The organism is Vibrio sp. 10N.261.52.C11, assembly GCF_041471405.1.
Lineage (GTDB): Bacteria > Pseudomonadota > Gammaproteobacteria > Enterobacterales > Vibrionaceae > Vibrio > Vibrio crassostreae_C.
The window spans coordinates 253,699-279,903 of sequence record NZ_JBFROI010000011.1; the positions used below are offsets into that span (position 1 = coordinate 253,699).

General features: G+C 45.7%; 25 protein-coding genes and 1 pseudogene. 11 read left to right on the top strand and 15 right to left on the bottom strand.

Annotated elements, in window-relative coordinates:
* Window positions 1–45: 45 nt before the first annotated feature.
* The 4 genes and pseudogenes from AB4323_RS04680 to AB4323_RS04695 all read left to right on the top strand — a co-directional run.
* Window positions 46–135, top strand: a pseudogene (locus AB4323_RS04680) (AraC family transcriptional regulator); the annotation flags it as partial.
* A gap of 97 nt (window positions 136–232) precedes the next feature.
* Window positions 233–472, top strand: a complete 240-nt coding sequence (locus AB4323_RS04685; protein WP_372151764.1) for a hypothetical protein — start codon at window positions 233–235, stop codon at window positions 470–472.
* Between the two features lie 16 nt (window positions 473–488).
* The gene (locus AB4323_RS04690) at window positions 489–962 is read left to right on the top strand and encodes a GrpB family protein (RefSeq protein ID WP_017071669.1); all 474 of its coding nucleotides are present in this window, start codon (window positions 489–491) and stop codon (window positions 960–962) included.
* Window positions 963–1,229: 267 nt separating this feature from the next.
* Entirely contained in the window at window positions 1,230–1,754 is a 525-nt protein-coding gene (locus AB4323_RS04695; RefSeq protein ID WP_371724932.1) for a hypothetical protein, read from the top strand.
* On the opposite strand, the gene AB4323_RS04700 is transcribed toward AB4323_RS04695, so the two are convergent.
* From AB4323_RS04700 to AB4323_RS04745, 10 genes are all read right to left on the bottom strand, one after another.
* Entirely contained in the window at window positions 1,751–2,632 is an 882-nt protein-coding gene (locus AB4323_RS04700) for an AEC family transporter (RefSeq protein WP_004732869.1), read from the bottom strand. The genes AB4323_RS04695 and AB4323_RS04700 overlap by 4 nt on opposite strands.
* A gap of 287 nt (window positions 2,633–2,919) precedes the next feature.
* A complete protein-coding gene (gene guaD, locus AB4323_RS04705) occupies window positions 2,920–4,254 on the bottom strand; it encodes a guanine deaminase (protein WP_372151766.1) in 1,335 nt (444 codons plus the stop codon).
* A 59-nt stretch (window positions 4,255–4,313) separates the two neighbouring features.
* Window positions 4,314–5,195, bottom strand: a complete 882-nt coding sequence (gene xdhC, locus AB4323_RS04710; RefSeq protein WP_102428171.1) for a xanthine dehydrogenase accessory protein XdhC — start codon at window positions 5,193–5,195, stop codon at window positions 4,314–4,316.
* Between the two features lie 67 nt (window positions 5,196–5,262).
* Window positions 5,263–7,668 (bottom strand): xanthine dehydrogenase molybdopterin binding subunit, encoded by a 2,406-nt coding sequence (gene xdhB / locus AB4323_RS04715; RefSeq protein ID WP_372151768.1) that lies wholly within the window; start codon window positions 7,666–7,668, stop codon window positions 5,263–5,265.
* Window positions 7,661–9,106: a xanthine dehydrogenase small subunit gene (gene xdhA / locus AB4323_RS04720; protein ID WP_372151770.1), complete on the bottom strand. Its 1,446-nt coding sequence runs from the start codon at window positions 9,104–9,106 to the stop codon at window positions 7,661–7,663. Before xdhA ends, xdhB begins: the two co-directional genes overlap by 8 nt.
* Window positions 9,107–9,588: 482 nt before the next feature.
* A complete protein-coding gene (locus AB4323_RS04725) occupies window positions 9,589–10,323 on the bottom strand; it encodes a GntR family transcriptional regulator (RefSeq protein WP_372151771.1) in 735 nt (244 codons plus the stop codon).
* 193 nt (window positions 10,324–10,516) lie between these two features.
* Complete coding sequence (locus AB4323_RS04730) at window positions 10,517–11,203, bottom strand: DNA-3-methyladenine glycosylase I (RefSeq protein ID WP_171733408.1); 687 nt, start codon at window positions 11,201–11,203, stop codon at window positions 10,517–10,519.
* 89 nt (window positions 11,204–11,292) lie between these two features.
* Complete coding sequence (locus AB4323_RS04735) at window positions 11,293–11,832, bottom strand: GNAT family N-acetyltransferase (protein WP_372151773.1); 540 nt, start codon at window positions 11,830–11,832, stop codon at window positions 11,293–11,295.
* 56 nt (window positions 11,833–11,888) lie between these two features.
* Window positions 11,889–12,515: an HD domain-containing protein gene (locus tag AB4323_RS04740; RefSeq protein WP_372151775.1), complete on the bottom strand. Its 627-nt coding sequence runs from the start codon at window positions 12,513–12,515 to the stop codon at window positions 11,889–11,891.
* A 196-nt stretch (window positions 12,516–12,711) separates the two neighbouring features.
* Window positions 12,712–13,371 (bottom strand): HAD family phosphatase, encoded by a 660-nt coding sequence (locus AB4323_RS04745; RefSeq protein ID WP_017069081.1) that lies wholly within the window; start codon window positions 13,369–13,371, stop codon window positions 12,712–12,714.
* Window positions 13,372–13,782: 411 nt separating this feature from the next.
* Here AB4323_RS04745 and AB4323_RS04750 point away from each other — a divergent pair, with 411 nt between their 5' ends.
* A complete protein-coding gene (locus AB4323_RS04750; RefSeq protein ID WP_010432780.1) occupies window positions 13,783–15,111 on the top strand; it encodes an anaerobic C4-dicarboxylate transporter in 1,329 nt (442 codons plus the stop codon).
* Window positions 15,112–15,226: 115 nt separating this feature from the next.
* Here the strand turns inward: AB4323_RS04750 and AB4323_RS04755 are convergent, their stop codons facing one another.
* The 5 genes from AB4323_RS04755 to AB4323_RS04775 form a co-directional block, all read right to left on the bottom strand.
* Window positions 15,227–15,550 carry a DUF4144 domain-containing protein gene (locus AB4323_RS04755; protein ID WP_280603437.1) on the bottom strand — a complete coding sequence of 108 codons (324 nt, stop codon included), beginning with the start codon at window positions 15,548–15,550 and terminating at the stop codon, window positions 15,227–15,229.
* A 31-nt stretch (window positions 15,551–15,581) separates the two neighbouring features.
* Window positions 15,582–15,848 (bottom strand): Txe/YoeB family addiction module toxin, encoded by a 267-nt coding sequence (locus AB4323_RS04760; protein ID WP_017061615.1) that lies wholly within the window; start codon window positions 15,846–15,848, stop codon window positions 15,582–15,584.
* Complete coding sequence (locus AB4323_RS04765; protein ID WP_017061616.1) at window positions 15,838–16,095, bottom strand: type II toxin-antitoxin system Phd/YefM family antitoxin; 258 nt, start codon at window positions 16,093–16,095, stop codon at window positions 15,838–15,840. The genes AB4323_RS04760 and AB4323_RS04765 overlap by 11 nt, the downstream gene beginning before the upstream one ends.
* A gap of 186 nt (window positions 16,096–16,281) precedes the next feature.
* Entirely contained in the window at window positions 16,282–17,073 is a 792-nt protein-coding gene (locus AB4323_RS04770; RefSeq protein WP_372151777.1) for a CLCA_X family protein, read from the bottom strand.
* Window positions 17,074–17,193: 120 nt separating this feature from the next.
* Complete coding sequence (locus AB4323_RS04775; protein WP_017061618.1) at window positions 17,194–17,883, bottom strand: flavin reductase family protein; 690 nt, start codon at window positions 17,881–17,883, stop codon at window positions 17,194–17,196.
* 233 nt (window positions 17,884–18,116) lie between these two features.
* Between AB4323_RS04775 and AB4323_RS04780 the strand changes: the two genes are divergently transcribed.
* The 6 genes from AB4323_RS04780 to AB4323_RS04805 all read left to right on the top strand — a co-directional run bounded on the left by AB4323_RS04780 (window position 18,117) and on the right by AB4323_RS04805 (window position 26,105).
* A complete protein-coding gene (locus AB4323_RS04780) occupies window positions 18,117–19,448 on the top strand; it encodes a ferric reductase-like transmembrane domain-containing protein (RefSeq protein ID WP_372151779.1) in 1,332 nt (443 codons plus the stop codon).
* A 139-nt stretch (window positions 19,449–19,587) separates the two neighbouring features.
* On the top strand, window positions 19,588–19,995 hold the full coding sequence (locus AB4323_RS04785) for a hypothetical protein (RefSeq protein ID WP_017061620.1): 408 nt from the start codon (window positions 19,588–19,590) through the stop codon (window positions 19,993–19,995).
* Between the two features lie 168 nt (window positions 19,996–20,163).
* Window positions 20,164–21,102 (top strand): LysR family transcriptional regulator, encoded by a 939-nt coding sequence (locus AB4323_RS04790; protein WP_372151781.1) that lies wholly within the window; start codon window positions 20,164–20,166, stop codon window positions 21,100–21,102.
* Window positions 21,103–21,400: 298 nt separating this feature from the next.
* Window positions 21,401–23,281 (top strand): TonB-dependent receptor domain-containing protein, encoded by a 1,881-nt coding sequence (locus tag AB4323_RS04795; RefSeq protein WP_372151799.1) that lies wholly within the window; start codon window positions 21,401–21,403, stop codon window positions 23,279–23,281.
* Window positions 23,282–23,295: 14 nt separating this feature from the next.
* The gene (locus AB4323_RS04800; protein ID WP_372151783.1) at window positions 23,296–24,180 is read left to right on the top strand and encodes an alpha/beta hydrolase fold domain-containing protein; all 885 of its coding nucleotides are present in this window, start codon (window positions 23,296–23,298) and stop codon (window positions 24,178–24,180) included.
* 551 nt (window positions 24,181–24,731) lie between these two features.
* Window positions 24,732–26,105, top strand: coding sequence for a carbohydrate porin (locus AB4323_RS04805; RefSeq protein ID WP_372151785.1), 1,374 nt, complete (start codon window positions 24,732–24,734; stop codon window positions 26,103–26,105).
* Window positions 26,106–26,205: the final 100 nt, after the last annotated feature.

Consider the following 26,205-nt stretch of genomic DNA (forward strand, 5'->3'; position numbering starts at 1 on the left):
TTCAGATGCGTGACAGCTAACACTTCGATGTTAGCTGTCTAACATGCCGAAGCTGCAATTCACTATGTTGCACCTGTCGGCGAGAAAGAAGATTCCGTGAGTCATTGCATGTCGGTAGTGAGTACTTACGTTTAAACTGATTCATTGCGTGCGCAGTCCTGTATAAGGTTCTTGATATGAATCTCTACCCATGGCATTTTTAGTCCAAATTGGCTTTAGTTAGGACAAAAAAATGGAAGACTTGATTGTCGCGTATTTTAGGGCATTGAGCTCATTTTTTAGGTATCTGTTTCAGTCGATATTGATTGAGTTCATTGGTTACGGAGCTGGCTGGATAGTCTGTAAAGTATTCACATTAGGGCGCTTTCCTCCATTGATTCCAATTGAAAAAGAGCGAACCAGAATTTCTTATGTCGGAGCTATTAGCATTGTGTTACTTCTGTTAGCAATTGGTGTCTTCAATAGTTTGTGATTCGGAGTGAGGATATATGAAATTTTACCCCGCGGAGCAATACCAAGCGGCTTGCTACGAGCTGTTTATCCGATACGAACGTGAAATCAAAAAGCTAATCCCTAACGCGAGAGTTGAGCATGTAGGCGCATCTTCTATTCCATCTGCAGTATCTAAAGGCGACTTGGATATATTCGTCGGTATTGAATCGAGTGAACTTGAGTACGCCATTGAACAACTCACAACACTCGGCTTCAATGAGAAACTCGATACCTTAAGAACGCCGGAACTGTGCATGTTGGAGTCTACATCAGGACATGACGTGGCCTTGCAAGTAGTTGCCAATGGTTCTGAGTTCGAATGTTTTCTAAGGTTTCGTGACAAGCTACGTGCGGATCCGGAATTAGTGGAGCAATACAACACCCTCAAAATGTCTTGTGAAGATTGGTCGCAAGAAGAGTACCGTGAAAAGAAGTCGGCTTTTATCGAGCATGTGTTGGCTTTGAAATAACAACAAGTTTCGATTGGATATTATTCATCCAAATCCTAACTTTTTGTGCTGTTTTTACTTTCCTCTTACACTCTTTTCAAATATCGAACCTAGTATCAAATTTCTCTTTGTTATACAGGCAAGTATCTCATTATGAAGAACTTCTTTGATAGCGAACTCATGCTCTCTAGCTCTTTGAATTTCGTTTTGCTATCGCTTGGGCTAACGCTCCTTTTTCATCTTCCGATTTGGTGTGGGTTCAACTTGAGCCGACGAAAATGGAAGCTCATGGATTATTTATGGCCGTTCTTGGCGGGTATCGGGATGCTGGGTGCGGTGTCTGAGATTCGTGCGAAAGTAGCGGGCGATTGGGTTGAAACCGAACAAACCAGAGCGGTGGCGATTTTAGAATCGGTTCAGCAGTTTTCTTTGGACAAGCTGCGAAGTGATACCTGCACAGGTCAACCATCTTTGGATAATCACGCTCAGCACCACGAAGCGTGTTTGTGGTATTTGAATACGGCAATCACTTTCAAAGATGTCGATTTCACCTTGCTACCGAATGCATCGGATTTTACGGTTCCTGCGCCGAGCGTGTCGCTGGTTGAAAGCGACGCCGTGTGGGTGGACGGTATGCTGAGTCAATATGAGAAGCAGAAAAACCAATACATAAAAACCAGAGAAGTACAGGTGAAGCAGCCACTAGAAAGTCTCTTCTGGTATGTGAGTCCTTACTTAGTCTGTTTCGCAATAGCTCTGCGCCTTACTAAAGTGACGGCAGAGCTTAAACTGGATAAGTGCGTAGACAATTAACTCGACATAGACAGCGCGAACGACAGCAAGATAGGCAAGGTAACCACACTTAGGAAGTTGCCGAACAACACCATAGATGCGACTTTAGGCGGCTCGACATTGAACCGTTCAGCGAACAGGTAGTTCATCACGGCAGGTGGCAGCATGGTGAACAGCACCATCATTTGTAGGTGCAGCGTTGGCAGCGGGATAAAGAAGTAGATGATGGCGAAGGCGATGGCACCAGTAAACAGCGATTGAGCCGTACACAGCAAGCCAACTTTGAGTCCGCTGAGCTTCAAGTTGACCATTTGCGAACCCAACGACAACAGCATGATGGGCACGGCTGCTTGGCCGAGTAGCGATGTGGCTTCGTAGATTGGATTCCATACTGCAATTCCAGACAGGTTGAGCGTCATCGCTAACGCTGCGGCTAAGAATATCGGCATCTTGAGGATCTGCTTGATCGGATTACCTTCACTCAACAGCGCCAAGCCAACACTAATGTGCACGCAAGCCGACACCACAAACAGCAGTACTGCAGGGGCTAATGCGCTCTCACCAAAAGTATAGGTGAAGAGAGGAATCGCGAGGTTGCCACTGTTACGGAACATGTGTGGCGGAGCCCAAGCTTTGAAGTTGAGCTTAAAGATCTTACAGATTGGTATCATCAATAAAGCAGGAACCAACACCGCGACCAAAGAGGCGGTGATGAGTGGCAGTTGTTCGGTGTCGAGAGGCATGGTGGTCAGCGATGCAAACACCAAAGCAGGAATACACACATCCATGTTGATGCGATTGATCGGTTTGAAATCGGGCTTGAGCCAACGACCTACCGCAAAGCCAGCACTGGCTAAAGCAAAAACGGGAAACAGAATGCTGACGACCTGTTCGAACATAGAATTCCTTTCTAGATGTAGTGCTTCCATTTAGCTGAGAAACGAATGTTCGAGAGAGACGCTAAAGTGAAGTATGAAGTCGAGATGTATAAACATTAACCTATCAATATAATGAGTTGGCGTCACCGAAGATCGTTGTTTGTGAACGGTTAATTTATATTTCTTTGAATGAAGCACAAAAAAGACCAGTGGCATCAGCAACTGGTCTTTAAAGGCTAGATAAATCTGGACGGATTTTTAATTAACGACGGCAGTCGCTGTCTAGCGATTGTTACTCGGTTTTAAGCCTAACTAACGAGTTTCTTGTAATCTTTGAAGTTTACGTCGTAGGCTTTTTCGCCATAGATGTAAGTCTCGCTAACGGTTCTGTCGTCACCCAAACTCATTAGTACAAATAGCTTTTCTTCAAGCTTGGTGGTTTGTTCCATTCTAAAGCGCATCAGCTGAGTTGCGTGTAGATCCAACACTACGAAATCTGCTTCTTTGCCGACTTCCAAGTTACCAATCTTGTCTTCTAAATGCAGCGAACGTGCGCCGCCTAGTGTTGCCAAGAACAGCGACTTAGCTGGGTGCAGCTTCTTATGCTGTAACTGCATGATCTTGTACGCTTCACTCATTGTTTGCAGGATTGAGAAGCTGGTGCCTGCACCTACATCAGTACCCACGCCGACACGAATACCGTGTTCTTCCATCTCTGGTAATCGGAACAAACCGGAGCCTAAGAACAAGTTCGAAGTTGGGCAAAAGGCGATGGCAGATTCAGTATCAGCAAGGCGCTTACATTCGCAGTCAGACAAGTGAATACCATGGGCGAATACCGAACGCTTGTGAAGGAGCCCGTAATGGTCATAGACATCTAGGTAACTGTCGCGCTCTGGGAACAGCGATTTCACCCACTCGATCTCTTTCTCGTTTTCAGAAAGGTGAGTGTGCATGTACACGTCTGGATATTCTTCTAGCAGTTTACCGACAGTGGCAAGTTGCTCTGGTGTGCTGGTTGGCGCAAAACGAGGCGTCACAGCATAAAGTAGTCGGCTGCGGTTGTGCCATTTTTCGATTAACTCTTTTGAGTCGGCATAGCCAGATTCCGGTGTGTCGGTGAGGTAATCAGGCGCGTTGCGATCCATCAATACCTTACCTGCAATCATGCGTAGGTTACGCTTCTCGGCTTCTTCAAAGAATACGTTGACCGACTCTTTGTGTACCGTGCCAAAAACCAGTGCCGTAGTGGTGCCGTTGCTTGCCAATTCGTCTAGGAATAGCTTCGCCACTTTGTGTGCGTAAACTGGGTTTTTGAAGCGCTTTTCTTCTGGAAAGGTGTAGTTCTCTAACCAATCAAGAAGTTGCTCACCGTAAGACGCAATCATCCCTGTTTGAGGGTAGTGGATGTGCGTATCAATAAAGCCAGAGGTGATCAGTTTGTCTTTGTATTCTTTTACTTCGAGTGTTTTAGGTTGGCGAGTCAATACCTCATCGGCATGGCCTAAGTCGACGACATGGCCGTTCTCAACCACTAAAACACCGTCTTCAAAATAGTCGTAAGACTCATCGATACCGACGTCTTTTGGGTCGGCGACGCTGTGTAAAATGCTGGCGCGATAAGCTTTGCGTTGCGTTGTCATGTTTACTTCCTTTTAATGACTTCAGCGACGTTATGGCCACTGAAGCTTTGCGACTTGTGTTAGGCGATCTTCTCTTCCAATGGTGGTTCGCCTACGTCGCTTGGTTGACTGTGTTGATCGGTCAAACCCTGATTTCGATATTGTTTGGTTGGGCGCTTTTGTTCAAGCGCTTGGCCTTGATAGTGTGCGATCAGTTCACCCGCAACCGATACCGCAATTTCGGCAGGATGTTTGCCATTCACGGCGCTAATGCCAATCGGGCAAAGCATGGTTTCGATTTGTTCTTGGCTGTAGCCGCGCTGCTCTAAGCGGAAGTCGAACTTCTTACGCTTGGTAAGCGAGCCGATCATGCCAAAGTAACGGCTGTCTTCACGGTCAATAATGGCTTTGGTTAGGTCAAAATCGAGCTGGTGGTTGTGGGTCATCACAAGGTAATAACTGTTTGGTTGCATGTGTTTCACTTCACCGACTGGGTCGTCTGAGACAAGCTTTTTAACACCGTGTGGCAGCGTTTCAGGGAACACTTCTTCACGTTCATCAATCCAGGTCACACGGAAGGGCAGAGTCGCGACAATGTGCAGCAGCGCTTTGGCAACGTGCCCAGCGCCAAACAGCACAAGGTGATTCTGCTGAGTGCCAATCGGTTCAAAGCTTAATGTTGCCATTCCGCCACAACACTGGCCCAAACGAGCGCCTAGGTTAAAACGTTCCACTTTGAGCGACTTTTCACTGGCAATCAGCATCTCTCGAGCCATTTTAGTGGCCACATGTTCAAGGTGACCACCACCAATCGTAGCGATGATTCGGTCACGAGTGACAAGCATCTTGGTGCCCGCATCACGTGGCACTGAGCCTCTGTCTTCAAGCACTGTCACCATGACACATGGTTCGTAGCTCTCTTCCAGCTTTGCCAGTTCGTGAATCCAATTATCCTTAAACATATGTCCTCCTAAATCCCTTCTGTGCTTCCTAAGCTGTTTATTACGCCCTATGCCATATCTGTCAGCTCTAAGCCGTTTCTGATTGAGCATCGACCGAAGTCGGGGCTGTTTCAGAGACTTCCTGAATCGCCATCAAAATACGCTCTGGCGTTGCTGGTGTGTTGAGCTTAGGAATCGCTCCATCAACGGCCACGTAGCTAATCGCATCTTTCAATGCACTCCATACCGACATACCCAACATGAAAGGTGGCTCACCCACGGCTTTCGAGTTGAATACTGTGTCTTCTGGGTTGCTGCGGTTTTCCAAAAGGTGCGTTCTGAAATCAATTGGCATATCAGCAATCGCAGGGATTTTGTAGCTTGCAGGGCCGTTGGTCATTAAGCGGCCTTGCTGGTTCCACACCAACTCTTCCGTTGTTAACCAACCGACACCTTGTACAAAGCCACCTTCGACTTGGCCGATATCAATCGCCGGGTTCAATGAAGCGCCTACGTCATGCAGAATATCGACACGCAGAATCTTGTTCTCGCCAGTCAGGGTATCGATGATGACTTCTGAACAAGAAGCACCATAGGCGTAGTAGTAGAACGGACGACCACGCGCCTTCTCGTGATCGTAATAGATCTTCGGAGTGCGATAGAAGCCAGTGCTTGATAGCGAGATTTGGTTGAACCAAGCCAGTTCAACAAATGAGTTGAAGGTCATGATCTCATCGCGGATCTGCACCATGCCGTTTTTAAACACCACTTCTTCAGGCCACACTTTGAAGTGCGAAGAAGCGAAGTCGATCAGGCGCTGCTTAATGGTTATTGCGGCGTTTTGCGCGGCCTTACCGTTGAGGTCGGCGCCCGATGAGGCTGCGGTTGGTGATGTGTTCGGAACTTTGTCTGTGTTTGTAGCGGTGATCTGGATACGTTCGACATCGACTTGGAACTCCTGTGCAACGATTTGTGCCACTTTGATGTTCAAGCCTTGCCCCATTTCCGTACCACCGTGATTCAAATGAATACTGCCATCGGTGTAGATATGGATGAGCGCACCTGCTTGGTTCAAGAAAGTCGCAGTAAACGAGATGCCGAATTTCACCGGTGTGATAGCAAGGCCTTTCTTCAAGATAGGGCTCTGCTTGTTGAACTCAGCGATTTCTTTACGACGTGCGTGATAGTCACTGCTGCGTTCAAGCTGTTCGGTTATCTCAGGTAAAAAGTTGTCTTCAACGGTTTGGTAGTAATGGGTCACGTTACGGCCTTCTTCGCCGTAGTAGTTCGCCTTACGTACTTCCAAAGGATCTTTTTTCAGGTAACGCGCAATCTCGTCCATGATGTGCTCGATGGTCATCATGCCTTGCGGGCCACCAAAGCCACGGTAAGCGGTGTTCGATGCGGTATTGGTTTTGCACCGATGACCAACCACAGTTGCATCACCTAGGTAGTAGGCGTTGTCTGAGTGGAACATCGCACGATCGACGATAGAACTTGATAAGTCTGGTGAGTAACCACAGTTACCTGCAACGGTAATGTCGGCACCTTGAATCACACCATTGTCGTCAAAACCGACCGTATATTGATTGTAGAACGGGTGGCGTTTACCGGTTTGCTGCATGTCTTCATTGCGCAGCAAACGCATTTTGGTTGGTCGGCCTGTAAGGTGGGCAATAACCGCAGCCATACACGCTGGAGAGGCCGCTTGGGTCTCTTTACCACCGAAACCACCGCCCATGCGACGCATATCAATCACGACTTTGTGCATCGGCACGCCAATCACTTCCGCAACCAGTTTTTGAACTTCGGTCGGGTTTTGAGTCGAGGTGTAAACGATCATGCCGCCGTCTTCGGTTGGCATTACGCTACTGATTTGAGTCTCTAGATAGAAGTGCTCTTGGCCACCGATCTCTAGGTCACCAGAGATCACGTGTTTTGCTTTTGCCAGTGCTGCTTTCGAGTCACCACGTTGTTGAGTGTGGCTTTCTGTTACGAAGTGCTCTTTGTCTAGCGCTTCTTTCACATCAAGAATCGCGGGTAGTTCTTCGTATTCAATAATGGCTGCATGTGCGGCTTTACGTGCCGTTTCCAAATCGTTGGCAGCCACGGCAATCACAGGTTGGCCGTAGTATTCTACTTTGCCATCAGCAAGCAGTGGGTCACCCGGTAGGATAGCGCCGATATCTAACTCACCCGGTACGTCTTTGGCTTGAATGGCAATCGCCACGCCTTCGAATTCGTAACACGGTGATAAATCTATCTTGGTGATGTTGGCGTGTGCTTGCGTGCTCAGGCGTGCGTATACGTGCAGCTGATTTGGGAACTCTAGGCGGTCGTCAATGTATACCGCTTCGCCCGTGACTTGCTTGGCTGCACTGTCGTGTTTAACGCTTTTACCCACGCCAGTTTTTAGGTCTTGTTTTGCAATGGTAACCATCTCTTCGTGGGTCATCGCATTGCTCTTGTGACCAGAGGAATTTGATTTAGACATAAGACGTTACCCTTGTTTCGATTTGGTTGTTTTTGTTCTGTCGTTCAATGAAGTAGCGACGCAGCATGTTGGCCGCCGACAATGAACGGTATTCTTGGCTTGCACGGAAATCAGATAGCGGCTCAAAGTCGTTATACAGTTCCTGCATCGCTAACTTAATATTAGCGTCTGTCCACGGTTTGCCTAATAACGTATTTTCACAACGAGTTGCACGCTTAGGCGTTGCTGCCATACCGCCGAAAGCGATACGAGCGTAAGAAACCTTGCCATCTTCAATTTGAATATCAAACGCGCCACACACCGCAGAGATGTCGTCGTCTAAACGTTTCGACACTTTGTAAGCTCGGAAGCTGTCGTTGGTTGGCTTAGGAATGATGATCTGTTCGATGAATTCACTCTCTTTTTGCGCCGTCACTTTGTAGCTGATGAAGTAATCTTCAATCGGCATCGTGCGTGACTCGTCTCCGCAGCGAAGTTTGATTTTCGCGTCCAAAGCAATCAGCAGAGGAGGGGTATCACCGATAGGTGAGGCATTCGCCACATTACCGCCAATGGTGCCTTGGTTACGCACTTGCAATGATGCAAAGCGGTGTAGCAGTTCACCAAAATCTGGGTAGTGTTTTTTCAGTAGTGCGTAAGAGTCACTGATAGGCAGGTTGGCACCAATAATTAAATCGGTGTCGGTCTCTTCGCATACCTTCATGTCTTCAACAAGATTTAAGCTGATCAGCGTTTCAATCTCGCGATGGAACTGCGTCACTTCTAGCGCTAAATCCGTACCGCCAGCAACCAGCTTAGCGTTCGGATGTGCTTGAAAAAGCTTGGCCAGCTCATCAGTGCTTTTCGGGGAGAAAGCGGTGAGGTGACCAAGGCGTAAGTTAGCCTCGGTGTCTTGAATATTTTCTAGCTTCTTGATGGTGTTGCGTTCAAGTTCAGCAAATTGGTCGATCAAAGGCTGGTCTGTTGAGAGCGACATCGCAGCATCAACAATTGGACGGTAGCCAGTACAGCGACATAGGTTACCCGCCAGTGATTCCATGACGTCTTCTTTGCTCGCATCGGGTTTGTTTTTGCCTAGCGCAAACATCGACATGATGAAGCCCGGCGTGCAGTAACCACACTGTGAACCGTGAAAATCAACCACCGCTTTTTGCACTGGGTGCAATGAGCGATCTCGATTTTGCAGATCTTCTACTGTGATCAGTTGCTTGCCATGCAGCGCTGAAACGAACGTAAGGCAAGAGTTCACCGAGCGGTATTGCAGTTGTCCATCAACCACTTCACCCAGAACTACCGTACATGCGCCACAGTCGCCCGACCCACAACCTTCTTTTGTACCCGTCTTATTTATCTTGGTACGAAGGTAGTTGAGCACTGTCATATTTGGCGACAGATTATCTTCGCGTCTTATTTCCTGATTGAGCAAAAAAGTAATCAAGAGACCTCCTTGTAAATCGACATATTTCCATGTGTATTCTTTTTGACTTCTAGGTCAATAATTATCCATCCTGACCCTGCGGTCAACTATCTATTTACAAAAATGTAACAAAGATGGCTTTTTGTGAATTGTATACAATTTAATTTTGGTCATAGTCGTCTGTTTTATAAGGGTTTGGATTGAGATTGAACAGTTTTATGGTGTGAATGAATGGATAGCTATGTATACAAGATAAAGACAAGATTTATGGCACTGTTGGGAGTGATTCTGTAGAGGCTAAGATCGTTGTTGAGGGCAGAATAGACTGTATTTTTAGATGGATGTGAGTCGATCGTCGTATTTATTTTTAGGGGAGAGGGCACAAAAAAGAGAAGTAAACACTAAGGCTTACTTCTCTCCAATTTTGTTAACGAAAAGCTGTTAACAAAAAGTTGTTAACAAAAAGCTGTTAGCGGATGGTTATTAATCGCTTGTTGAATCGTCTATGACTTACTCTTAAGCAGATCTGAGAACACGACATGCAGATCACTAGAAGCTGTGCTGCTGTCTAGGTTGAGCTTCGAACGAATATGGCTTAGGTGTTCTTGCATCAACTCTACGGCTTGTTGTTCATTGCCTGACTCTATCGCATCCAGTAAGCCTGAGTGTTCGTCTAGAGAACAGTTCGAGTGGTTGCCCGTTTCGTACTGAGCGATCAGCAGTGAAGTTTGCGATACCAAGCTGCGTTGGAAAGCCAGCAGTGGCGCGTTCTCTGTCATTTCAGCCAATTTGATGTGGAACTCACCAGATAAACGTAAGCCAGAACCATAGTCACCTTGGTCAAAGGCGCAGTTCTCTTTCGCGACCAGTTTTCTACACTCGTCGATTTGGGCTTTGGTTGCGTTTTTCACCGCTAGCTCAGTGATAGCAATTTCCATCACTTCACGTGCTTTAAATATCTGCTTGGCTTCGTCTACTGTTGGGGCTGCAATCACAGCACCTCGGTTAGGACGGATCACCACAACTTGTTCTAAGGAGAGGCGCAGCAAGGCACGGCGGATAATAGTACGGCTAACGCCAAAGATTTCTGCTAGTGCTTCTTCGCTTAATTTGGTGGCTGGTGGCAGCCTTTGTTCTAGTATCGCGTCGAAGATATGGCAGTAAACAACATCGTCTTGAGTCTGGCCTGTTACTTTCGTTTTTACACCTTTGGAGACAGAGTTTTTGAGAGCTGTCATAGAGATAAGGGCCCTTGTTTAGTCGAGTTGGGTTGGTCGAGAATAATTCATGAGTATTACTCTATATTGTATACATTTATCTATACAATGCCACTGGATGAAAGTGCGATGCACGCTTATTTGTTAATGACTTATAACATTTAGTTTGCAGTGAACTGCGTGCGTTCTAAAGCTTTAAGTCATTCTTATTGAACTAGACGCGATTATCGCCACAGCTGTAGGCGACGATCTGGCTTATTTCGCTCAGGGTACGACCTGATTGCTGCTGCCACTCGTTGAAAGCCTTACTTGCCGCGACTTGTGCTCGTTTGGTGTTACGACCGCTATCAATCACATCTGTGCTGCGCAGGTGCGCTTCAACGTCAGAAGATAAGATAAACGTGTCTTTTCCCATTTGGCGCAAGGTGTAAGCACCTGTGTTACCACCTAATCGCTTACCGTGTTTCTTCAGATAATCCCAAAGTTCTGTAATTCGTTCTGATGGCCAGTCGGCAACCATTTGTGAGAAGGAATCCGCTTCACGCTTGGCGTTGTGAATCATGGTGGCATTGGCAGGGATAGTCATTACCTTAGTCAGGTGACGAATAATGCGTGGGTCTTGCGCTTTCTGTTCCCACATCTCGTTCGGCAGCATTAGCATTTTTTCGATGTCGAATTCAAAGAACACTTCTTCGAATTGCGGCCATTTTTTTCTCACCACATTCCATGAAATGCCACATTGGAATACCTTTTCGGTAAAGGCGGCTAGCCAACGATCGTCGGTGATTTGTGATAGCTCGGCTTGTGAAAGGGGCGCTCGAACAATTTTTTCGAGTTCGGCCGCTCCGCCTTTGCGGTGAGCTGCACGTTGGTAAATAGTATCGAATTTTTCTTGGGTCATTGAAGGTTCCAAATTACATCTGTGTAGCCAATGCTTAATGATATGGGGTTGAATCTAGCAATTAAAACCAGTTTGTTGATCAAAACAAACTAGCAGAGCTTTAATTCCATCTGATACAAGGGCCACGTTTTGCCATTGAACTCTTTGACGCTCGGCTCTTTGTCGACCACCTGAAAGCCGGCTTTGTCGTAGCAACGTTTTGCTCCGATACTCTGCTGAAATACCGCCAAGCTGATGGTGGTGACATCGGGTATTTCTTTCGCCGCTTCTAATGCACTCTCTATCATGGATTGCCCAAGCCCTTTGCCTCGTTGGTTTGGGTGAATCGCGACTCGGCAAAAGCGAAGTTCGTTGTCTGACATGCGTTGAAACTCCATAAAGCCAAGCAAGTCATTGGCATTCGAGTTTGCATTCGAGTTTGCATTCGATTCTGTGTTCGATTCAGAGTATGACTTAGATGCAGAAAAGGTATACAGCTCGACATGAGGCTCTTGAGATCGTTCGATGATCGAAGCTACTTCTAACGGCCAACCAAAGGTTCGTCCGCCCCACAGTACATAGTCTTCGAGTGATGTGAACCAAGTGACGATCTCATTGGCATCGGAGGCTTTAAAGCGGTTTATTTCCATATCCTTGTCTCTTCCTTATCGCGAGTCTCTTTTTCTAAGCTGCTAACTCTAAACCGCTAAACTTCCGCGCCCAACTGCTCAAGAAAGCTACGCATGTAGTCGGTGCGCTTGTTGGCTTCTAACTTAGCGGATTCTGTATTCATGGTTTCAGCGAGCTTAAACAGCTTCACGTAGAAGTGGTCGACGCTGTAATGCTTATCATCCAAGTCACGTTGCTTGGCGAACGGGTCTTCGTGGTTATAGAGTTCGGCATCGAAGCTTTGACCAACGTATAGGCAACGAGCAATACCAATTGCACCGAGAGAATCTAGGCGATCAGCATCTTGGACGATTTGAGCTTCCAAGGTTTCTGGTGTGATGTTAGCGCTGTAACTATGCGTGACAATCGCATGATGGATCTCATCAAGATAGGACGCGGGATACTCGATAGATTTGAGGAAAGAGATCGCCTTATCTGCTGCCATTTGCGAGCTTTGGGCTCTGTCTGGGTGGTTCTTAGGAAAGGTGAAGCAATCATGAAGATACGCGGCGGGTAACACGACTTCAAGCTTAGCTTGTTCTTGATCGCACAAAGCTTTTGCGGTTTTGACGACACGCTTAATATGGCTGATGTCGTGTGCTGCATCTTGTGTCATTTCTTGCTGTGCAAACTCAAGCAGTTGGTCTTCAAACTTTTCCTTCACGCGTCTCTGTCTCCATATTTAGACGTTAGCAATCTTGCTGATTACTTAGCATTTATCCCAAATCGACTTTAACAGTTTCAAGCGCGAGTTTTTATCTTTTATAAAAAGTATATCAACAAAAAAACCGACTCTGTGAGTCGGCTTAATAGAGGGGCTTGTCTACGTTGATAAAAGCATTATCAACGGCAGTCAGAGCTTAAGCTGCAGCTTGTTGAAGCTGTGCTAGCACATCATGCAGAGAAGGGCTGATGGTGTGTCCAAGCGCTTTCACTTCGTCACATGGCTCTACTAAATCAGGGATCTGGAAGCTGATCATGTTGGCTGCCATAGAAGCGCGAATTCCGTTGTTCGAATCTTCGAACGCTAGGCAGGTTTCAGGCGCAACACCTAGGCGTTCAGCCGCCAGCAAGTAAATCTCTGGGTGAGGCTTGCCGTGAGTCACTTCGCAGCCTGTGCTTAATGAAGTGAAGTACGAATCTAGGCCAGCCAGCTCAAGCTTCTTCTTTGCGATATCAAGCTGAGTGGAGGTCGCCACCGCGATTGGAATGTCATTCGATTTTAGCCATTCAAGCAGCTCAATCACGCCATCTTTTACTGGGATTGCTTGGTTTTTAACAATTGCACTGTAGCGCGTGCGCCATTCATTATTCAGCGCTGGGTAATCTAACCCTTCACCGTAACCATTTCGAAAAATCTGTTCGATGGTTTTTGCGTTACAACCAATGATGCCTAGGTAGACATCTTGCAAAAACGGAACACCTTGCGCGTGACATGCTTCTTCAAAAACCTGCATACAAAGTCGCTCGGTGTCGAGCAGCAGCCCATCCATATCAAAAATAGCAGCTTGAAAATTCATATCCGTGGTTCTTAATGTGTTGTCATCGTGAGGGCGGGTATTTTGACATAGTGTCTAGTGATAGGCGAGTCAACGTTCAGTAAGAATATATCCAATCGGCTCGGCAATATGCTTCTGCATGACTTTAAATGTGATTGATTGTGGTTGAAATAATATCGTTCAGTTATGAGCCTTGTGTTTTATAGGCCATCCAGATCTAACAGAAACAATTATGATTATTCCACATAACAAATCTAGCTTGTGCGTCTGGCTTCTTATTACATTTCATAAACTTACAGGTCGGTTTACGTGACCATAATCTTATAAAAAACAATTACCGGGAGCCTGCAATCATAGTGTGACCAAGCAATAAGTAAATGGCTGAGCTTAGGGAGAAAATAACATTAGTCCACATTTTTAGCAGGGTTGCTTATGTTGTATTTTGAGTTTCTATTTTTATTAGTCGTCCTTTATATCGGATCTCGGTATGGCGGTATTGGCTTAGGTGTTGTTTCTGGTATTGGTTTGGTTATCGAGGTGTTTGTCTTCAAGATGCCACCAACGTCTCCACCTGTCACCGTGATGCTGATCATCCTCGCCGTTGTTACTTGTGCTTCGATTCTCGAAGCGGCAGGTGGTTTGAAATACATGCTGCAAGTGGCGGAAAGGGTGCTTAGAAAGAACCCGAAACGCGTTACCCTGATAGCTCCGTTCGTGACTTACTCGATGACTTTCTTATTGGGTACTGGCCACGCGGTTTACTCCATCATGCCGATCATTGGCGATGTCGCACTGAAGAACGGGATTCGTCCTGAGCGTCCAATGGCAGCTGCGTCTGTCGCGTCTCAACTAGCTATTACCGCATCACCAATTTCAGCCGCTGTGGTGTACTACCTCGCGCAGCTTTCTGATATTCAACACTCTATTACACTGCTTTCCATTTTGATGGTGACGGTGCCTGCAACGCTGTTTGGTACGTTTTTGCTTTCTTTGTACAGCCTGAAACGCGGCAAAGAACTGAACGACGATCCTGAATACCAAGCTCGTCTAAAAGATCCTGAGTGGAAAAAGCGTATCGAAAGCACTACTGCGACGTCTTTGGATGAAGTGCTGCCAACCTCGGCTCGTAATGCGGTTTTGATTTTCCTATTGTCGATTGTGGTGATTGTTATCGTGGCGATGGTGCCTGAGATCAGAACCATCGTTGACGGCGACAAGCCAATCAAGATGTCGGTGATCATCCAAATGATGATGCTCTGCTTCGGCGGTATCATCTTGCTGGCGACCAAAACTGACCCGCGAGATGTGCCAAACGGTGTGGTATTCAAATCGGGAATGGTGGCGGCGATTGCGATCTTCGGTATCGCTTGGATGTCAGATACCTACTTCCAATATGCAATGCCTCAATTTAAATCTGGCATCGTTGAAATGGTGACCAATTACCCATGGACGTTTGCTCTAGCGCTATTCATCGTATCGGTTGTGGTGAACTCTCAAGCGGCGACTGCACGTATGATGCTACCTGTTGGCCTTGGCTTAGGATTAGATCCAGCACTGCTTATCGGTTTGATGCCAGCAGTTTACGGCTACTTCTTTATCCCGAACTACCCATCAGACATCGCAACAGTGAACTTCGATGTCTCTGGCACAACCAAGATTGGTAAGTGGTACTTCAACCACTCATTCATGTCGGTTGGTTTAATCGGTGTAGTAGGCGCATGTTGTTTAGGCTACGCTCTGGCACAGATTTTTATCGCTTAATGTATTAGCTTTCTTTGAGATAGCTAAGACAACAAACAAAAACAGCGCCTGAATTGGCGCTGTTTTTGTTTAATCTGTCTTGGGGATTCGCTTTGATACGAGCTCTTAAGCAGTATTAGCGAGCCTCAAAAGCCAAAGACTGAATCGCTTCTTCGATAGTTAGGAAGTGGATCTTCATTAGGCACACTTCGGCTTTCTGGAACTCGTGATTTCGAATCAGTTTGGTCACGCTCTCAACCGAATACTGGTCTGCTCGTTTAGCTAGAGACAGTTGGTTAGAACTTGATTGAAGCGAATAGCTGTCGCCAACTGAATCAATCAGGTAATCATCTTCACCCAAGATCATCTCTGAGCATTCTGCTTGAAATTCGTGTTCGGATGCGACGTAAATAAGCTCATCATCACCGTCGAGTTTTACCAAAGATGGCCAACTGATCATTACTGCCCTTTCTATGTGCTGCTTACTGCTTTTAATAGTGGTGACGACAAGCAATTATATAAAAGTTATCGTCATCTGCTTTATACACTAATCGATTCTTGTCATCGATTCGTCTTGACCAAAAGCTAGACAGGTTGCCGACTAGTGGCTCCGGCTTTCCAATCCCTTCAAAGGGCGTTCTTTTGGCGGCTTCAATCAACTTATTTAGTTTCTTGAGCGTTTTCTTGTCTTGGGTTTGCCAGTATAGGTAATCTTCCCAAGCATTATCTGTAAATACAATCTTTCGATCATTCGTCATTATTCAATTCTCGAACGGTTGTATTTCCGGCTTCGAGTTGAGCAATAGATTCAGCCAATCTTTCAGCGTTTTTAGGCGAGCTCATAAGGTACAAGGTTTCTTGCATTGAATTAAAATGATCAAGAGACATGACCACTGCATCTTCTGAATCTCGTCTGGTTATTACCGTAACATCAGAATCGTCTACCACTCTATCGAGCACAGACTTAAGGCTATTTCTGGCCTCAGTAAAAGAAACAATATTCATCACTTATTTACCCTGTTGTTTTTGGATATGTTTAATCTTTCTATATACACAGAATAGTTAATCATTCATGAATTAACTATTCTACATGTTCCGCTTGTTGTACATGTTATATCAGAGCTTACACATGATCAACTTATGGTACATGTCATTCATTGTAAATATGCAGAGAGTTACTGACTCAAAATGCTATTTACTCAAAGATCGGCCTAATGGTGCGAAGTAACCTTGCAGGGCTTGGTATATCTGTTCTCGGTGCGCCATATCAGGATACACGGGGTACATATCAGGCTTGGTTGTGCCATCCACTAGATAAGCGTTCTTGATATCGGAACACGATTCAATCACGGATTCAAAGGCACGCGCCATCATTTCTGTGGGTAGTGAGAAGTAGCGGGCAGACGTCGCTTTGTCGGCAATAACACTGCGTGCAACGTAGTCGTGTTTATCTAGGTTGTTGTCACTGAGTAGTGTGGCATCGAACACAGACATCAAACTCTCGTTTAATGGATGAGGTCGCACCTTTCTATCGTGTAGCCAACAGTCACTGGCGAACAAGATCTGTTTTTTGGGGCCAGAGGTATCGCCGATTTCAAACGCCTTCTCAGCGATATAGTGGTCAAACGCATGCCAAAACTCGTGAGCGAGCGCACCAGCTCCTGCATTCTTAGCGAGGGCTAACTCTCTTTGATTTGGTGCGTAGTGTGCTTGTACGCCTTTTCTTCCGCCACTTCCGAAAGCTAAGCCTAATGTGCCGCGAAGGCCAATGGCTTCTGGTGGCAAAGCCAGGATGTAAGCCAAGTCGGCTAGCGAGTCGAATATCAGATTTGCGGCCAACTCTTTTTCTTCTTTCGTGACCCAAGCCCCCACACGAATGCTGCCCATACCGAAGGTTTGTTTGATGTCCATGAATGACACCTGATCGCCATGTCGGTAGTCTGGGCCTTCGCGCGTTTTGTATTTAAAGTGAGTTAACTTCAAAAGGGTCCTTGGAAACAGACGTAAGAATGAATAGTGTGCTCAGTGAGATGCGCCTGTGTGAGATGCATCTCTTGGAATTAAAGGACGTTAGCACTTTTGATAGCAAATTGCCGAACAAAATTAGTTTAGATTGAGTTCGAAAGCTTCCCATGAAGTTGGGTTACCTTCACGAGTGAGTGGAAAGAGTGGCTGTTGTGGTTTTGCATAGCTTAATCGGTGCAGTCTTTGAGTTACGTGGTAGCTATCAAGCCCTGATACCGTGACCAAATCCAACGCTTCTAAATCAAGGTAGCCATCCGGCATCACGGCGCGTTTGGGTGCGTGAATCGTTATAACTTCACCGATCAACATTTGCGTTTGATTGCTTTCGATTGTTATCTGTTCTTTGAACGCTAACCCTATCTTTAAACTGCTCTCCAAGACGAAGGGAGCGGGGAATGTGTCGTCATAATAGGCCGTTAAGCCGACCGCGTTGAATTCTGAGACTGGTTTAGGGTAGCGAGCCGAGGTTTGATGGGCCTTTTTAACAAAGTCAGCACCAATGCTGTTAACGGTGAAGTACTTAGTTTCTAGGATGTTTTCTAGCGTATGACGTCGGCTTTTATCTGGGCGAACAATAAAACCAAGCAGCGCAGGATCAGACCCTAGGTGAATGACAGAGCTCACTATCGCAAGGTTTTCAAGCCCCTGTTTATCACAAGTACCAATTAGGTTGGCGCTTTTAAATCCAGATAGGGAGTTAACCAAACGAATGCGGTGGCGCGGGTCCATTGTTTGGATATCTTGTTTAGAAAGGGTCATGTCCTTCATATCTTCTCTTCTTCTCATTTATTGTTATCTTCGAGCATGCTCACTAACGGACTTATATGTACGAAGAATCCGCTTTTATCGATCAAAGAGCGCTTATTGGCCGTGGGCAGTTTGTCTCTTTTATCTCTGCTACAGCACAATGAACGAGATCCTTTGCATAGATTTACGTACGTTGACGTCCCTTTACATCACAGGAGCTAAAGTAATGATGTCGTCTTTATGAGTGTTAACAAATGAAAACAGTCCGCAATATCATTTGGGCAATGATTGCCACAATGTCAGCCTTTTGGTTTGCGATGGAACCGCAATTATTCGCTTCAAGCGATGTCTTTGAATGGCGCTCAGCCATGATTCAGTACTCAGGTATTTTGTCTCTGGTGTTAATGTCCATCACAATGATCTTGGCGATGCGTTTGCCTATGGTTGAGAATTGGCTGAAAGGCATGGATAAAGCATATCGAGTCCATAAATGGCTCGGTATCAGTGGTGTTGCACTGGGTGTGACACACTGGTTGTGGTACCAAATACCTAAGTCATTGGTGGTGTCTGGTGTGTTAGATAAGCCTGTTCGACACGATGGTTCAGGGCCGCAAGCTGTTTTGACTGGATGGGAGTTATGGGTCAATGAATTACGCGGTATTGCTCAGAGTATTGGCGAGTGGGGCTTCTACTTGTTGCTCATTTTACTGGTGGCGTCACTATGGGCGGCAGTGAAGTACAAACCGTTTAAATTGTCGCACCGTCTGATGTCGGTTGCGTACCTGTTTATCGCTTTCCACTCAGTAATCCTGCTTAAACGAGCGTATTGGGGAGAACCTATTTATTATCTAACTGTGGCATTTGCTTTGGCTGGGTCTATCGCAGCGATTTACAGTTTGTTGGGCTTGGTTGGGCGTCGTAATCGTCACTCAGCGAAGATTATCTCGACTCGCTATTTTCCACAAGCTGAAGTGATGGAGCTGGTGTTAAAACCGGAGGCATCTTGGCAAGGTCACAAAGCTGGGCAGTTTGCGTACTTGCGTTTCGGTAATGAAGACCCGCATCCGTTTACCATTGTTTCTGGCAGTGATGATCCAGAGCTGCGCTTTTTGATCAAAGAGCTGGGTGATTTTACTAATGGCCTATATGAACGAGTGAAAGCGGGCGATGCGGTTACGGTTGAAGGACCCTATGGTCGACTTTATTTTGACCTAAGCAAGCCACAAATTTGGATTGCTGGGGGTGTCGGGATAGCGTCGTTTTTTGCAACACTTGAAGCGCTCAAAACAGAACGAGATCATCCTCGTATTCAACTGTTTTATTGTACTCGCGGTGTTGATAAGCAATTAATCGATGAGTTGTGGCACCTAGCACACGCGGTTGGTGTGAAGTTGACCGTGATAGATACCTTGCACTCACCGCGGCTAAACGCCGGAAGAATTGTCAATCAATGTGGCGACCTCAACGAGTACGAGATGTATTTCTGCGGGCCGGAGTTGTTCTCTACATCGCTGAAAAAAGAATTAGACACCTATCAATTTGATATTGAAAAGCACTACCACGAAGAGCTGTTTGTGATGCGTTAAAGCCAACTATTGGAGCTGTGATTGTTAAATTAGTCAATCGGCACAGTGTAAAAAGGCGTAAAGTCACTCAATTTGTTATTGCAGCGGTTTGCTATTGAGCGATACCATATAGGGCTGTTTCTTTGGTAAAGATGTAATTATGTCAGATGAAAAACTCGCACTCGAATGGATGCGCCAACAAGCTCATAAAGTTGACCCATACGTTATCGATCCATCGTTTGATGAATGCGTTGAGTTGCTTGATCCTGCCTTCAAGAAAGGCAAGAGTGTTGCTCAACTCAAGTATCTGTTATCAGAAGCAGATCGCCGAGCGGGCGCGGCAGAACGTAAGCATGCGGCTTTAAAATACGCCAAAGAGAAAAGCCCAAATGCTGGTCAAATCTTGCGACTGCAAAGCAAGCTTCAACAAGTTCAGTTGGCTCTCAAGCTTGCCACTGGCGATAACAATATGACCATATCTCAGTTCTGTTCAGAGTATGACGTGACTAAGCGTGACGGCAATACGGCATGGAATGAAAAGTTGGTGGAGCAGGGGAAGAGAAAGTAGCGATCTCTATTTCTATTTTTTGATTTAGTCGTTTTTCTATTGAACTTTAAATCATGCTCGCAGAGCCGTTAACTCGGTATCTTGAACCCCAATCATTGATATGCATTGCCGTGGTTTGAGCGCGGCGTATTGTCTCAACGATGCCCTCATTATTTTGGTGACGCACTCATGAACCTCTCCCAGATTGACCTGAATCTTCTTTTCGTTCTTAAGCATTTACTCGAAGAAAAACACGTCTCTAATACCGCAATGTCTCTGAACATGAGCCAGTCTTCGGTAAGTCGTACGCTACAAAAAATGCGTACCTTCTTTGATGATGAGCTGCTGGTACGTAAGAAGTATGGCTATGAGCTGACCCTAAAAGCAGAGTCGATTAAAAACGATATCAACACCGTTATTACTAACCTGGAAAAGTTGGTTCATAAGCAGTCGTTTGACCCAAGCAAGGTTGATAGTACTGTGAAATTTTATGGCTTACTGCCTCAAATTAATACCTTAATGCCCAAGGTGATCGCTAAGATCCGCAAAGAAGCGCCGAACATGATCGTGAGTTTAGATTCTGCGCCCAAGCGTCATTTCGAATCCTTGGTCGCAGGTGATGTGCACTTTGCCTTATCTTCGCATCAGCCGCCTTCTGCTGAGCAAAATATCTATCGTATGACAGTGGCGAAGCGCACGTTCCGTTTGTTGATGAGCCGAGAGCACCCATTGGCGAATGAAACTCTGACCCCACAAAAGCTGGCGGAATATGATTTTGGCCAAGTCTCTCTACAAGGTGAGAAAAGGCTCTCTTTCGAACACAAATACCAAGAACTCGGTTTAGCCAATAAAAAGCAGCGCCTGTCTGCACCTGTGCAGTTGAGTAACTTCAGCTCGGCGCCAAGTATTGCTGCTGAAACCGACATCATCTTTCACCTTCCAACACCTTTTGCAGAAGCAGCGTGTCATGATCCCCGCCTGATCACCAGAGAAGTCCCAGAAGAACTCCACTTGAGCTTTCAAGAAGTTTATTTGTACTGGCACAAGCGATTTCATGATGACCCGATGTGTGAATGGGTACGTGAAATATTCAAAGACCTCTATGTAGGCAAAGATACGTACTCTTAAAAGAGAGTGACTTCTAGTTAAGTAAGCACCGAAGTCTGAGTGATTTGAGAGCCGTTATTCGCAACATCATCAGTTTCATATCAAGCATAAGGTGAAGGTAACTATCCGTCTGGCGGATAGCGATATTCTATTTTGGCGATAGCATTATGCTTGAAGCGAATGATTTACGCTGCTCTAATTGAGAATGATTATTAAATGCAATCTCAATTTAAGTAGAGCCAAGATGAACACTATTCAAACGTTTACTCGTTCCCCCCTTTCTAAGTCTATAGCTGCTGCGTGTTTTGTATTCCCTGTGATGGGCTTTGCTAACGAACAAGTAAATCAAGTTGATACCGAAGCTTTGACCATTGAAGCGACGACTATGGAAACCATGGTTGTGACAGCAGCTGGTTATGAGCAGGTTGTCACTGAAGCGCCAGCGTCGATCAGCGTGATTACTCGTGAGCAGCTGGAAAACCGATCGTATAAAGATCTGACAGACGCGCTGCGTGATGTACCTGGTGTGATAGTGACAGGTGGTGGTTCGAGCCAAGACATTTCAATACGTGGTATGCCTGCAGAATACACGGCGATTTTGGTCGATGGACGCAAGCAGTCTGGCCGTGAAACACAACAAAACAGCAGTGGTGGCTTTGAGCAAGATTGGCTACCACCTCTAAGCGCGATTGAGCGAGTTGAAGTCGTGCGTGGCCCAATGTCGACGCTTTACGGTTCAGACGCGATTGGCGGTGTGATCAACATTATCACTCGTAAAGATTATCAAGAGTGGTATGGCAGCGTACGTGGTGAAACAACATTGCAAGAGAACTCAGACTCGGGCAATTCATATCAAAGCCAAGTGCATCTAGCGGGCCCTCTTATTGATGGCTTGTTGAGTGCTTCTTTCTCTGGTTTATATCAAGAGCGTAAGGAAGATGAGATTCTTTACGGATACGGAGGCAAAACATTAGAGAGTTACCGTGGCGCACTACACTTGACGCCTACGGATGACGATACTTTCTCGTTTGATTACACCTGTCACGATCAAGAACGAGTGACGACGGATGGAAAATCGAAAACCACAGATTCTGAGCGTGTGAACAATCGTCAATCATTGGGCCTATCTCACTCAGGCAACTACGACTGGGGCTCGGGCACTTCATACATCAACAATGAAACGGTTGAGAATGAAGGCGGAGAAATGGAAGTGGAAAACCTGACTCTGAACTCACAATGGTCTATGCCTGTGCTTGAGGCGCACTACCTAACTATCGGCTTCAACTATACACGTCAGGAGCTGACAGATTCTGCAGAAGATCATGTCTTCAAAAATAACCAATGGTCACTGTTTGCGGAAGATGAATGGTACATCACCGATTCTTTTGCTCTAACAACTGGCCTCAGATTTGATCAAAATGACGTGTTCGAGTCTCATCTGAGCCCTCGCGTTTATGGTGTGTGGAGTGTCGACTCATATTGGACAGTGAAAGGCGGTGTTTCAACGGGTTATCGAGCACCAGGCTTAACTGAGATGGAAGCGGGTTGGGCGCAAGAAAGTTGTGGTGGCGACTGCTCGGTTTACGGTAATCCTGATCTAAAAGCCGAGACGTCAGTGGACAGTGAAATGGGCGTGTACTTTGTTGGCGATGCCGATTTAAGCTCGAACTTCACCGTGTTCTACAGTGACTTTAAAGACAAGATCGACAAGAAAGAGCTGAGCACTAACTGTGGCCGACGTGGTTGTGATTCTACCTACGTGAACATTGAAGACGCGATTACTTACGGTGCTGAATACACGATAAATAAAGGCATTACCGAGGCGATTTCTGTCGGTTCGACGTATACCTATACACATACTGAGAAGCAGTCTGGTGAAGATGAGGGTAAGCCACTAACACAAGTTCCTGAGCATTTAGTTACCGTAAATGCAGATTGGCAAGTACGTGATGATGTCCAATCTTGGATGCGAGTGACATACCGTGGCAAAGAGTCAGAACCGACAACGAGTAGTTCAAGAACACAATACGAAGCGCCATCAATTACTTATGTTGACTTAGGTGCCAACTGGTATGTGCAAAAGAACCTTAAGGTGATGGCTGGTATCTACAACCTATTTGAAGAACAAACCGATTACGAAGAGTTTGGCTACGTTGAAGATGGTCGTCGTTACTGGTTAGCAGCAGAAGCGTCATTCTAGATAAGAGGTTCATAATGAAAAAGATAACAAAATTACTGATGCTTTCATTTGTTGGATTATCGGCTGCTAATGCTAATGCGGTATACACAGTAGAAAAGGACATCTTGTTTAAGACGGTAGAAGCACGAGAGATCAAGCTTGATCTCTACCTTCCCAAAACAGAAGCAAAGGTTGATGGAAAATATCCGTTGCTCGTTTGGGTACATGGCGGTGCGTGGAAGCGTGGCACTAAAGACGATATTCCGACTAAAAACCCGTTGTTGCTTAATTCTGTTTTGGATGAAGGTTATGCGTTGGCTGCGGTCGATTATCGTTTAAGTGGCGAAGCAACTTTCCCAAAACCAGTCGCGGATATTAATGATGCTATTAACTATCTTCATGACCATGCTAACAAGTACAATCTTGCCGCCGATAACGTGGTTATGATGGGGCGTTCAGCTGGTGGTCATTTAGCGGGATTGGTCGGCGCAAGTAATACGCACGGTGACATTAGCTTTTACTCAGAACCTAAGTATCGAGTGGCTGGAGTTGTAAGCTTTTTTGGCCCGACGGACCTGCTGGAACTAGGTAATAAAGGGAACAGACCAACCAGTAAAAAGTCGTCGGTGTCACGCTTTTTAGGTGATATCCCGAGTGAAGTACCAGAGCTAGCGGCACAAGCTTCAACGACCAGTTATATAAACAGTGATGCTCCGCCTTACATTCAGTTCCATGGAACACTGGATAAGCGAGTGCCTTTAGCGCAAAGCCAGATCCTCAAACATGCTTTGGACAAGTACGGCATTGAGAATCAGCTGTTTATCGAGGAGGGTGTTGGTCATAGTGCTCCAATTTTTGATACCGATAAGTATGTACCGCATGTGATTGCGTTTTTAAAGCGACATTATCCAATTAAATAATCTCTACTTTTGTGACGTTACAACGCGCTAGAAAGCATTCATTGAGCCATTTAAAGCCAAGTTGATCACTAAGGTTCAACTTGGCTTTTTTATTGGAAGCTTTCATAAGTATCTGGATTCATTTCTAACTTCCCTTTTATGATTCGATCGTCATTTATTAGATCGAACAAAACCGTGTTCACCTTCGATAATTGAGTTATTTATCAGTTAAAGGTGGTGGTTATTGTATGTTTCATCACGCTTTGTTCATAACTGACTCTAGCTTATCGACGACCTTGATAAAGGCTTCAATGTGCGCGATACACTATTTTTCGCCCATTAATCAATTTCACTTGTGACAAAGTTATCAGAATTATGCATTTTCGGTAACGTTCCCGAAATTATCGATCTATCATCCACTCAGATACAAAAGTGAAGTAATCAACACGACTGATTTCTATTTCTTCTTCGATATAGAGCTTATACATCAAAATTATAAGCCGAAATGTGCTTACGAATTGTTTTGGGAACGTTTGCAAATAATCCAAAACAATTAACGTGAGAACATCAGAATGAAACGACACATTTTAGCGGTTGCTGTAACAATGGGGCTAATGACTATATCGGTATTAGCAAGTGAAGACGTTGCAGCATTAGAGCAACGTATTAATGAATTAGAACAAAGGGTTGCACAAACAGAGCAGGTCTCTACCGAGGCCAATGAAAAGGCTTCTTCGTTTGAGTTTCACGGCTATGCTCGCTCTGGGTTATTGATCAACGACGACCTAAACGGCGCGACAGGTACTGGTCCTTACATGACAGCGGCGGGTGCCATTGGAGCTCCAATTGGACGTCTTGGTGTTGAAGATGATCATTACGTTGAAGCGAACTTGATTCATAAGCGATTTGCAGACGATGGCTCTAGTGCTTTGTTTCGCATCATGTTGGCCGACAGTACTGAGACAAATAACGAGTGGACTGCCAGCGAAAGCCAGTTGAATGTGCGACAAGTGTATTCAGAACTGAACCGTCTGAGCATGTTCTCTGAATCTGAAGCGTTTTCTGAAGCAACGTTTTGGGCGGGTAAACGATTCGATCGCGACAACTTTGATATTCACTTTTTCGATTCGGATATTGTCTTCTTATCAGGTACTGGTGCGGGCGTTTATGACGTTCAGATGAGCGACAACTGGAAAGCGAATTTCTCTATTTATGGCCGAGATTTTGGTGAGATTGATAGCTCGTCAACAGATGTAGAAAACTACATTGCAACCATGAATAACCGTATTGGCCAATGGCAAGTGATGTTGAGCGGTATGACCTCAGCAGACAACGATAGCCGCCTAAATGGCGCAGCTGAAAGCGGTGTACACGCAATGTTTGCGTACCATGGAGACAACTTCTTTGGTCTGAGCGAAGGCTTCTCTAAAACGGGTATGTTAGTGGGTAGTGGCCTAGGTGCAGAGCTAAAAGGCATCGGTTCAAATGGTGATCTACTGGATGACGCGAAAGCCGTTCGCCTGTTTAGCTACGGTGTCACTCGCATTGGCGACAACTGGCGCTTAGCACCTGCATTAATGGCAGAGCATAGCCAAGACCGTTTGAAGAAGAATGACGAGTTCACATGGGCTTCTTTAAACGTTCGATTAGCTCAAGAGTTCACAGAGAACTTTGAGATGGTTTACGAAGGTTCATTGCAATACATGGATTTAGACAACTCGACAGAGCAAGCGAGCGGCGGTTTCTACAAAGCGACAGTTGCACCAACACTGAAGCTTTCAACTAGCACTGGTTTCTTTGATAGGCCTGAACTGCGTTTCGCTGTGAGCTATGTGGATTGGAGTGAAGACCTGAATGGTTACTCGATTAGCACTGAAGCAGATGCTGCAACGATGGGAGAGGGCGGCGAGGTTCTGTTTGCACTGCAGATGGAAACTTGGTTCTAATTGCTTGATATATCGTTTAGATAGAGAGTGTTACTCATGATGTGATAGTCGCATCACCAAATGCCAACCTTATCGTTTCAACTCGAAGGTTGGCATTTTT

Excerpts from the sequence above, each read along its gene's own strand:
- AB4323_RS04780 (WP_372151779.1), top strand. The coding sequence starts at position 18,117 with ATGAAAACAGTCCGCAATATCATTTGGGCAATGATTGCCACAATGTCA.
- AB4323_RS04755 (WP_280603437.1), bottom strand. The coding sequence starts at position 15,550 with ATGATCAGTTGGCCATCTTTGGTAAAACTCGACGGTGATGATGAGCTT.
- AB4323_RS04795 (WP_372151799.1), top strand. The coding sequence starts at position 21,401 with ATGGGCTTTGCTAACGAACAAGTAAATCAAGTTGATACCGAAGCTTTG.
- AB4323_RS04725 (WP_372151771.1), bottom strand. The coding sequence starts at position 10,323 with ATGACAGCTCTCAAAAACTCTGTCTCCAAAGGTGTAAAAACGAAAGTA.
- AB4323_RS04760 (WP_017061615.1), bottom strand. The coding sequence starts at position 15,848 with ATGACGAATGATCGAAAGATTGTATTTACAGATAATGCTTGGGAAGAT.
- guaD (WP_372151766.1), bottom strand. The coding sequence starts at position 4,254 with ATGACAACGCAACGCAAAGCTTATCGCGCCAGCATTTTACACAGCGTC.
- xdhC (WP_102428171.1), bottom strand. The coding sequence starts at position 5,195 with ATGTTTAAGGATAATTGGATTCACGAACTGGCAAAGCTGGAAGAGAGC.
- AB4323_RS04790 (WP_372151781.1), top strand. The coding sequence starts at position 20,164 with ATGAACCTCTCCCAGATTGACCTGAATCTTCTTTTCGTTCTTAAGCAT.
- AB4323_RS04785 (WP_017061620.1), top strand. The coding sequence starts at position 19,588 with ATGTCAGATGAAAAACTCGCACTCGAATGGATGCGCCAACAAGCTCAT.
- AB4323_RS04805 (WP_372151785.1), top strand. The coding sequence starts at position 24,732 with ATGAAACGACACATTTTAGCGGTTGCTGTAACAATGGGGCTAATGACT.
- AB4323_RS04745 (WP_017069081.1), bottom strand. The coding sequence starts at position 13,371 with ATGAATTTTCAAGCTGCTATTTTTGATATGGATGGGCTGCTGCTCGAC.
- AB4323_RS04685 (WP_372151764.1), top strand. The coding sequence starts at position 233 with ATGGAAGACTTGATTGTCGCGTATTTTAGGGCATTGAGCTCATTTTTT.
- AB4323_RS04695 (WP_371724932.1), top strand. The coding sequence starts at position 1,230 with ATGGATTATTTATGGCCGTTCTTGGCGGGTATCGGGATGCTGGGTGCG.
- AB4323_RS04750 (WP_010432780.1), top strand. The coding sequence starts at position 13,783 with ATGTTGTATTTTGAGTTTCTATTTTTATTAGTCGTCCTTTATATCGGA.
- AB4323_RS04700 (WP_004732869.1), bottom strand. The coding sequence starts at position 2,632 with ATGTTCGAACAGGTCGTCAGCATTCTGTTTCCCGTTTTTGCTTTAGCC.
- AB4323_RS04690 (WP_017071669.1), top strand. The coding sequence starts at position 489 with ATGAAATTTTACCCCGCGGAGCAATACCAAGCGGCTTGCTACGAGCTG.
- AB4323_RS04735 (WP_372151773.1), bottom strand. The coding sequence starts at position 11,832 with ATGGAAATAAACCGCTTTAAAGCCTCCGATGCCAATGAGATCGTCACT.
- AB4323_RS04765 (WP_017061616.1), bottom strand. The coding sequence starts at position 16,095 with ATGAATATTGTTTCTTTTACTGAGGCCAGAAATAGCCTTAAGTCTGTG.
- AB4323_RS04800 (WP_372151783.1), top strand. The coding sequence starts at position 23,296 with ATGAAAAAGATAACAAAATTACTGATGCTTTCATTTGTTGGATTATCG.
- xdhB (WP_372151768.1), bottom strand. The coding sequence starts at position 7,668 with ATGTCTAAATCAAATTCCTCTGGTCACAAGAGCAATGCGATGACCCAC.
- AB4323_RS04730 (WP_171733408.1), bottom strand. The coding sequence starts at position 11,203 with ATGACCCAAGAAAAATTCGATACTATTTACCAACGTGCAGCTCACCGC.
- AB4323_RS04775 (WP_017061618.1), bottom strand. The coding sequence starts at position 17,883 with ATGAAGGACATGACCCTTTCTAAACAAGATATCCAAACAATGGACCCG.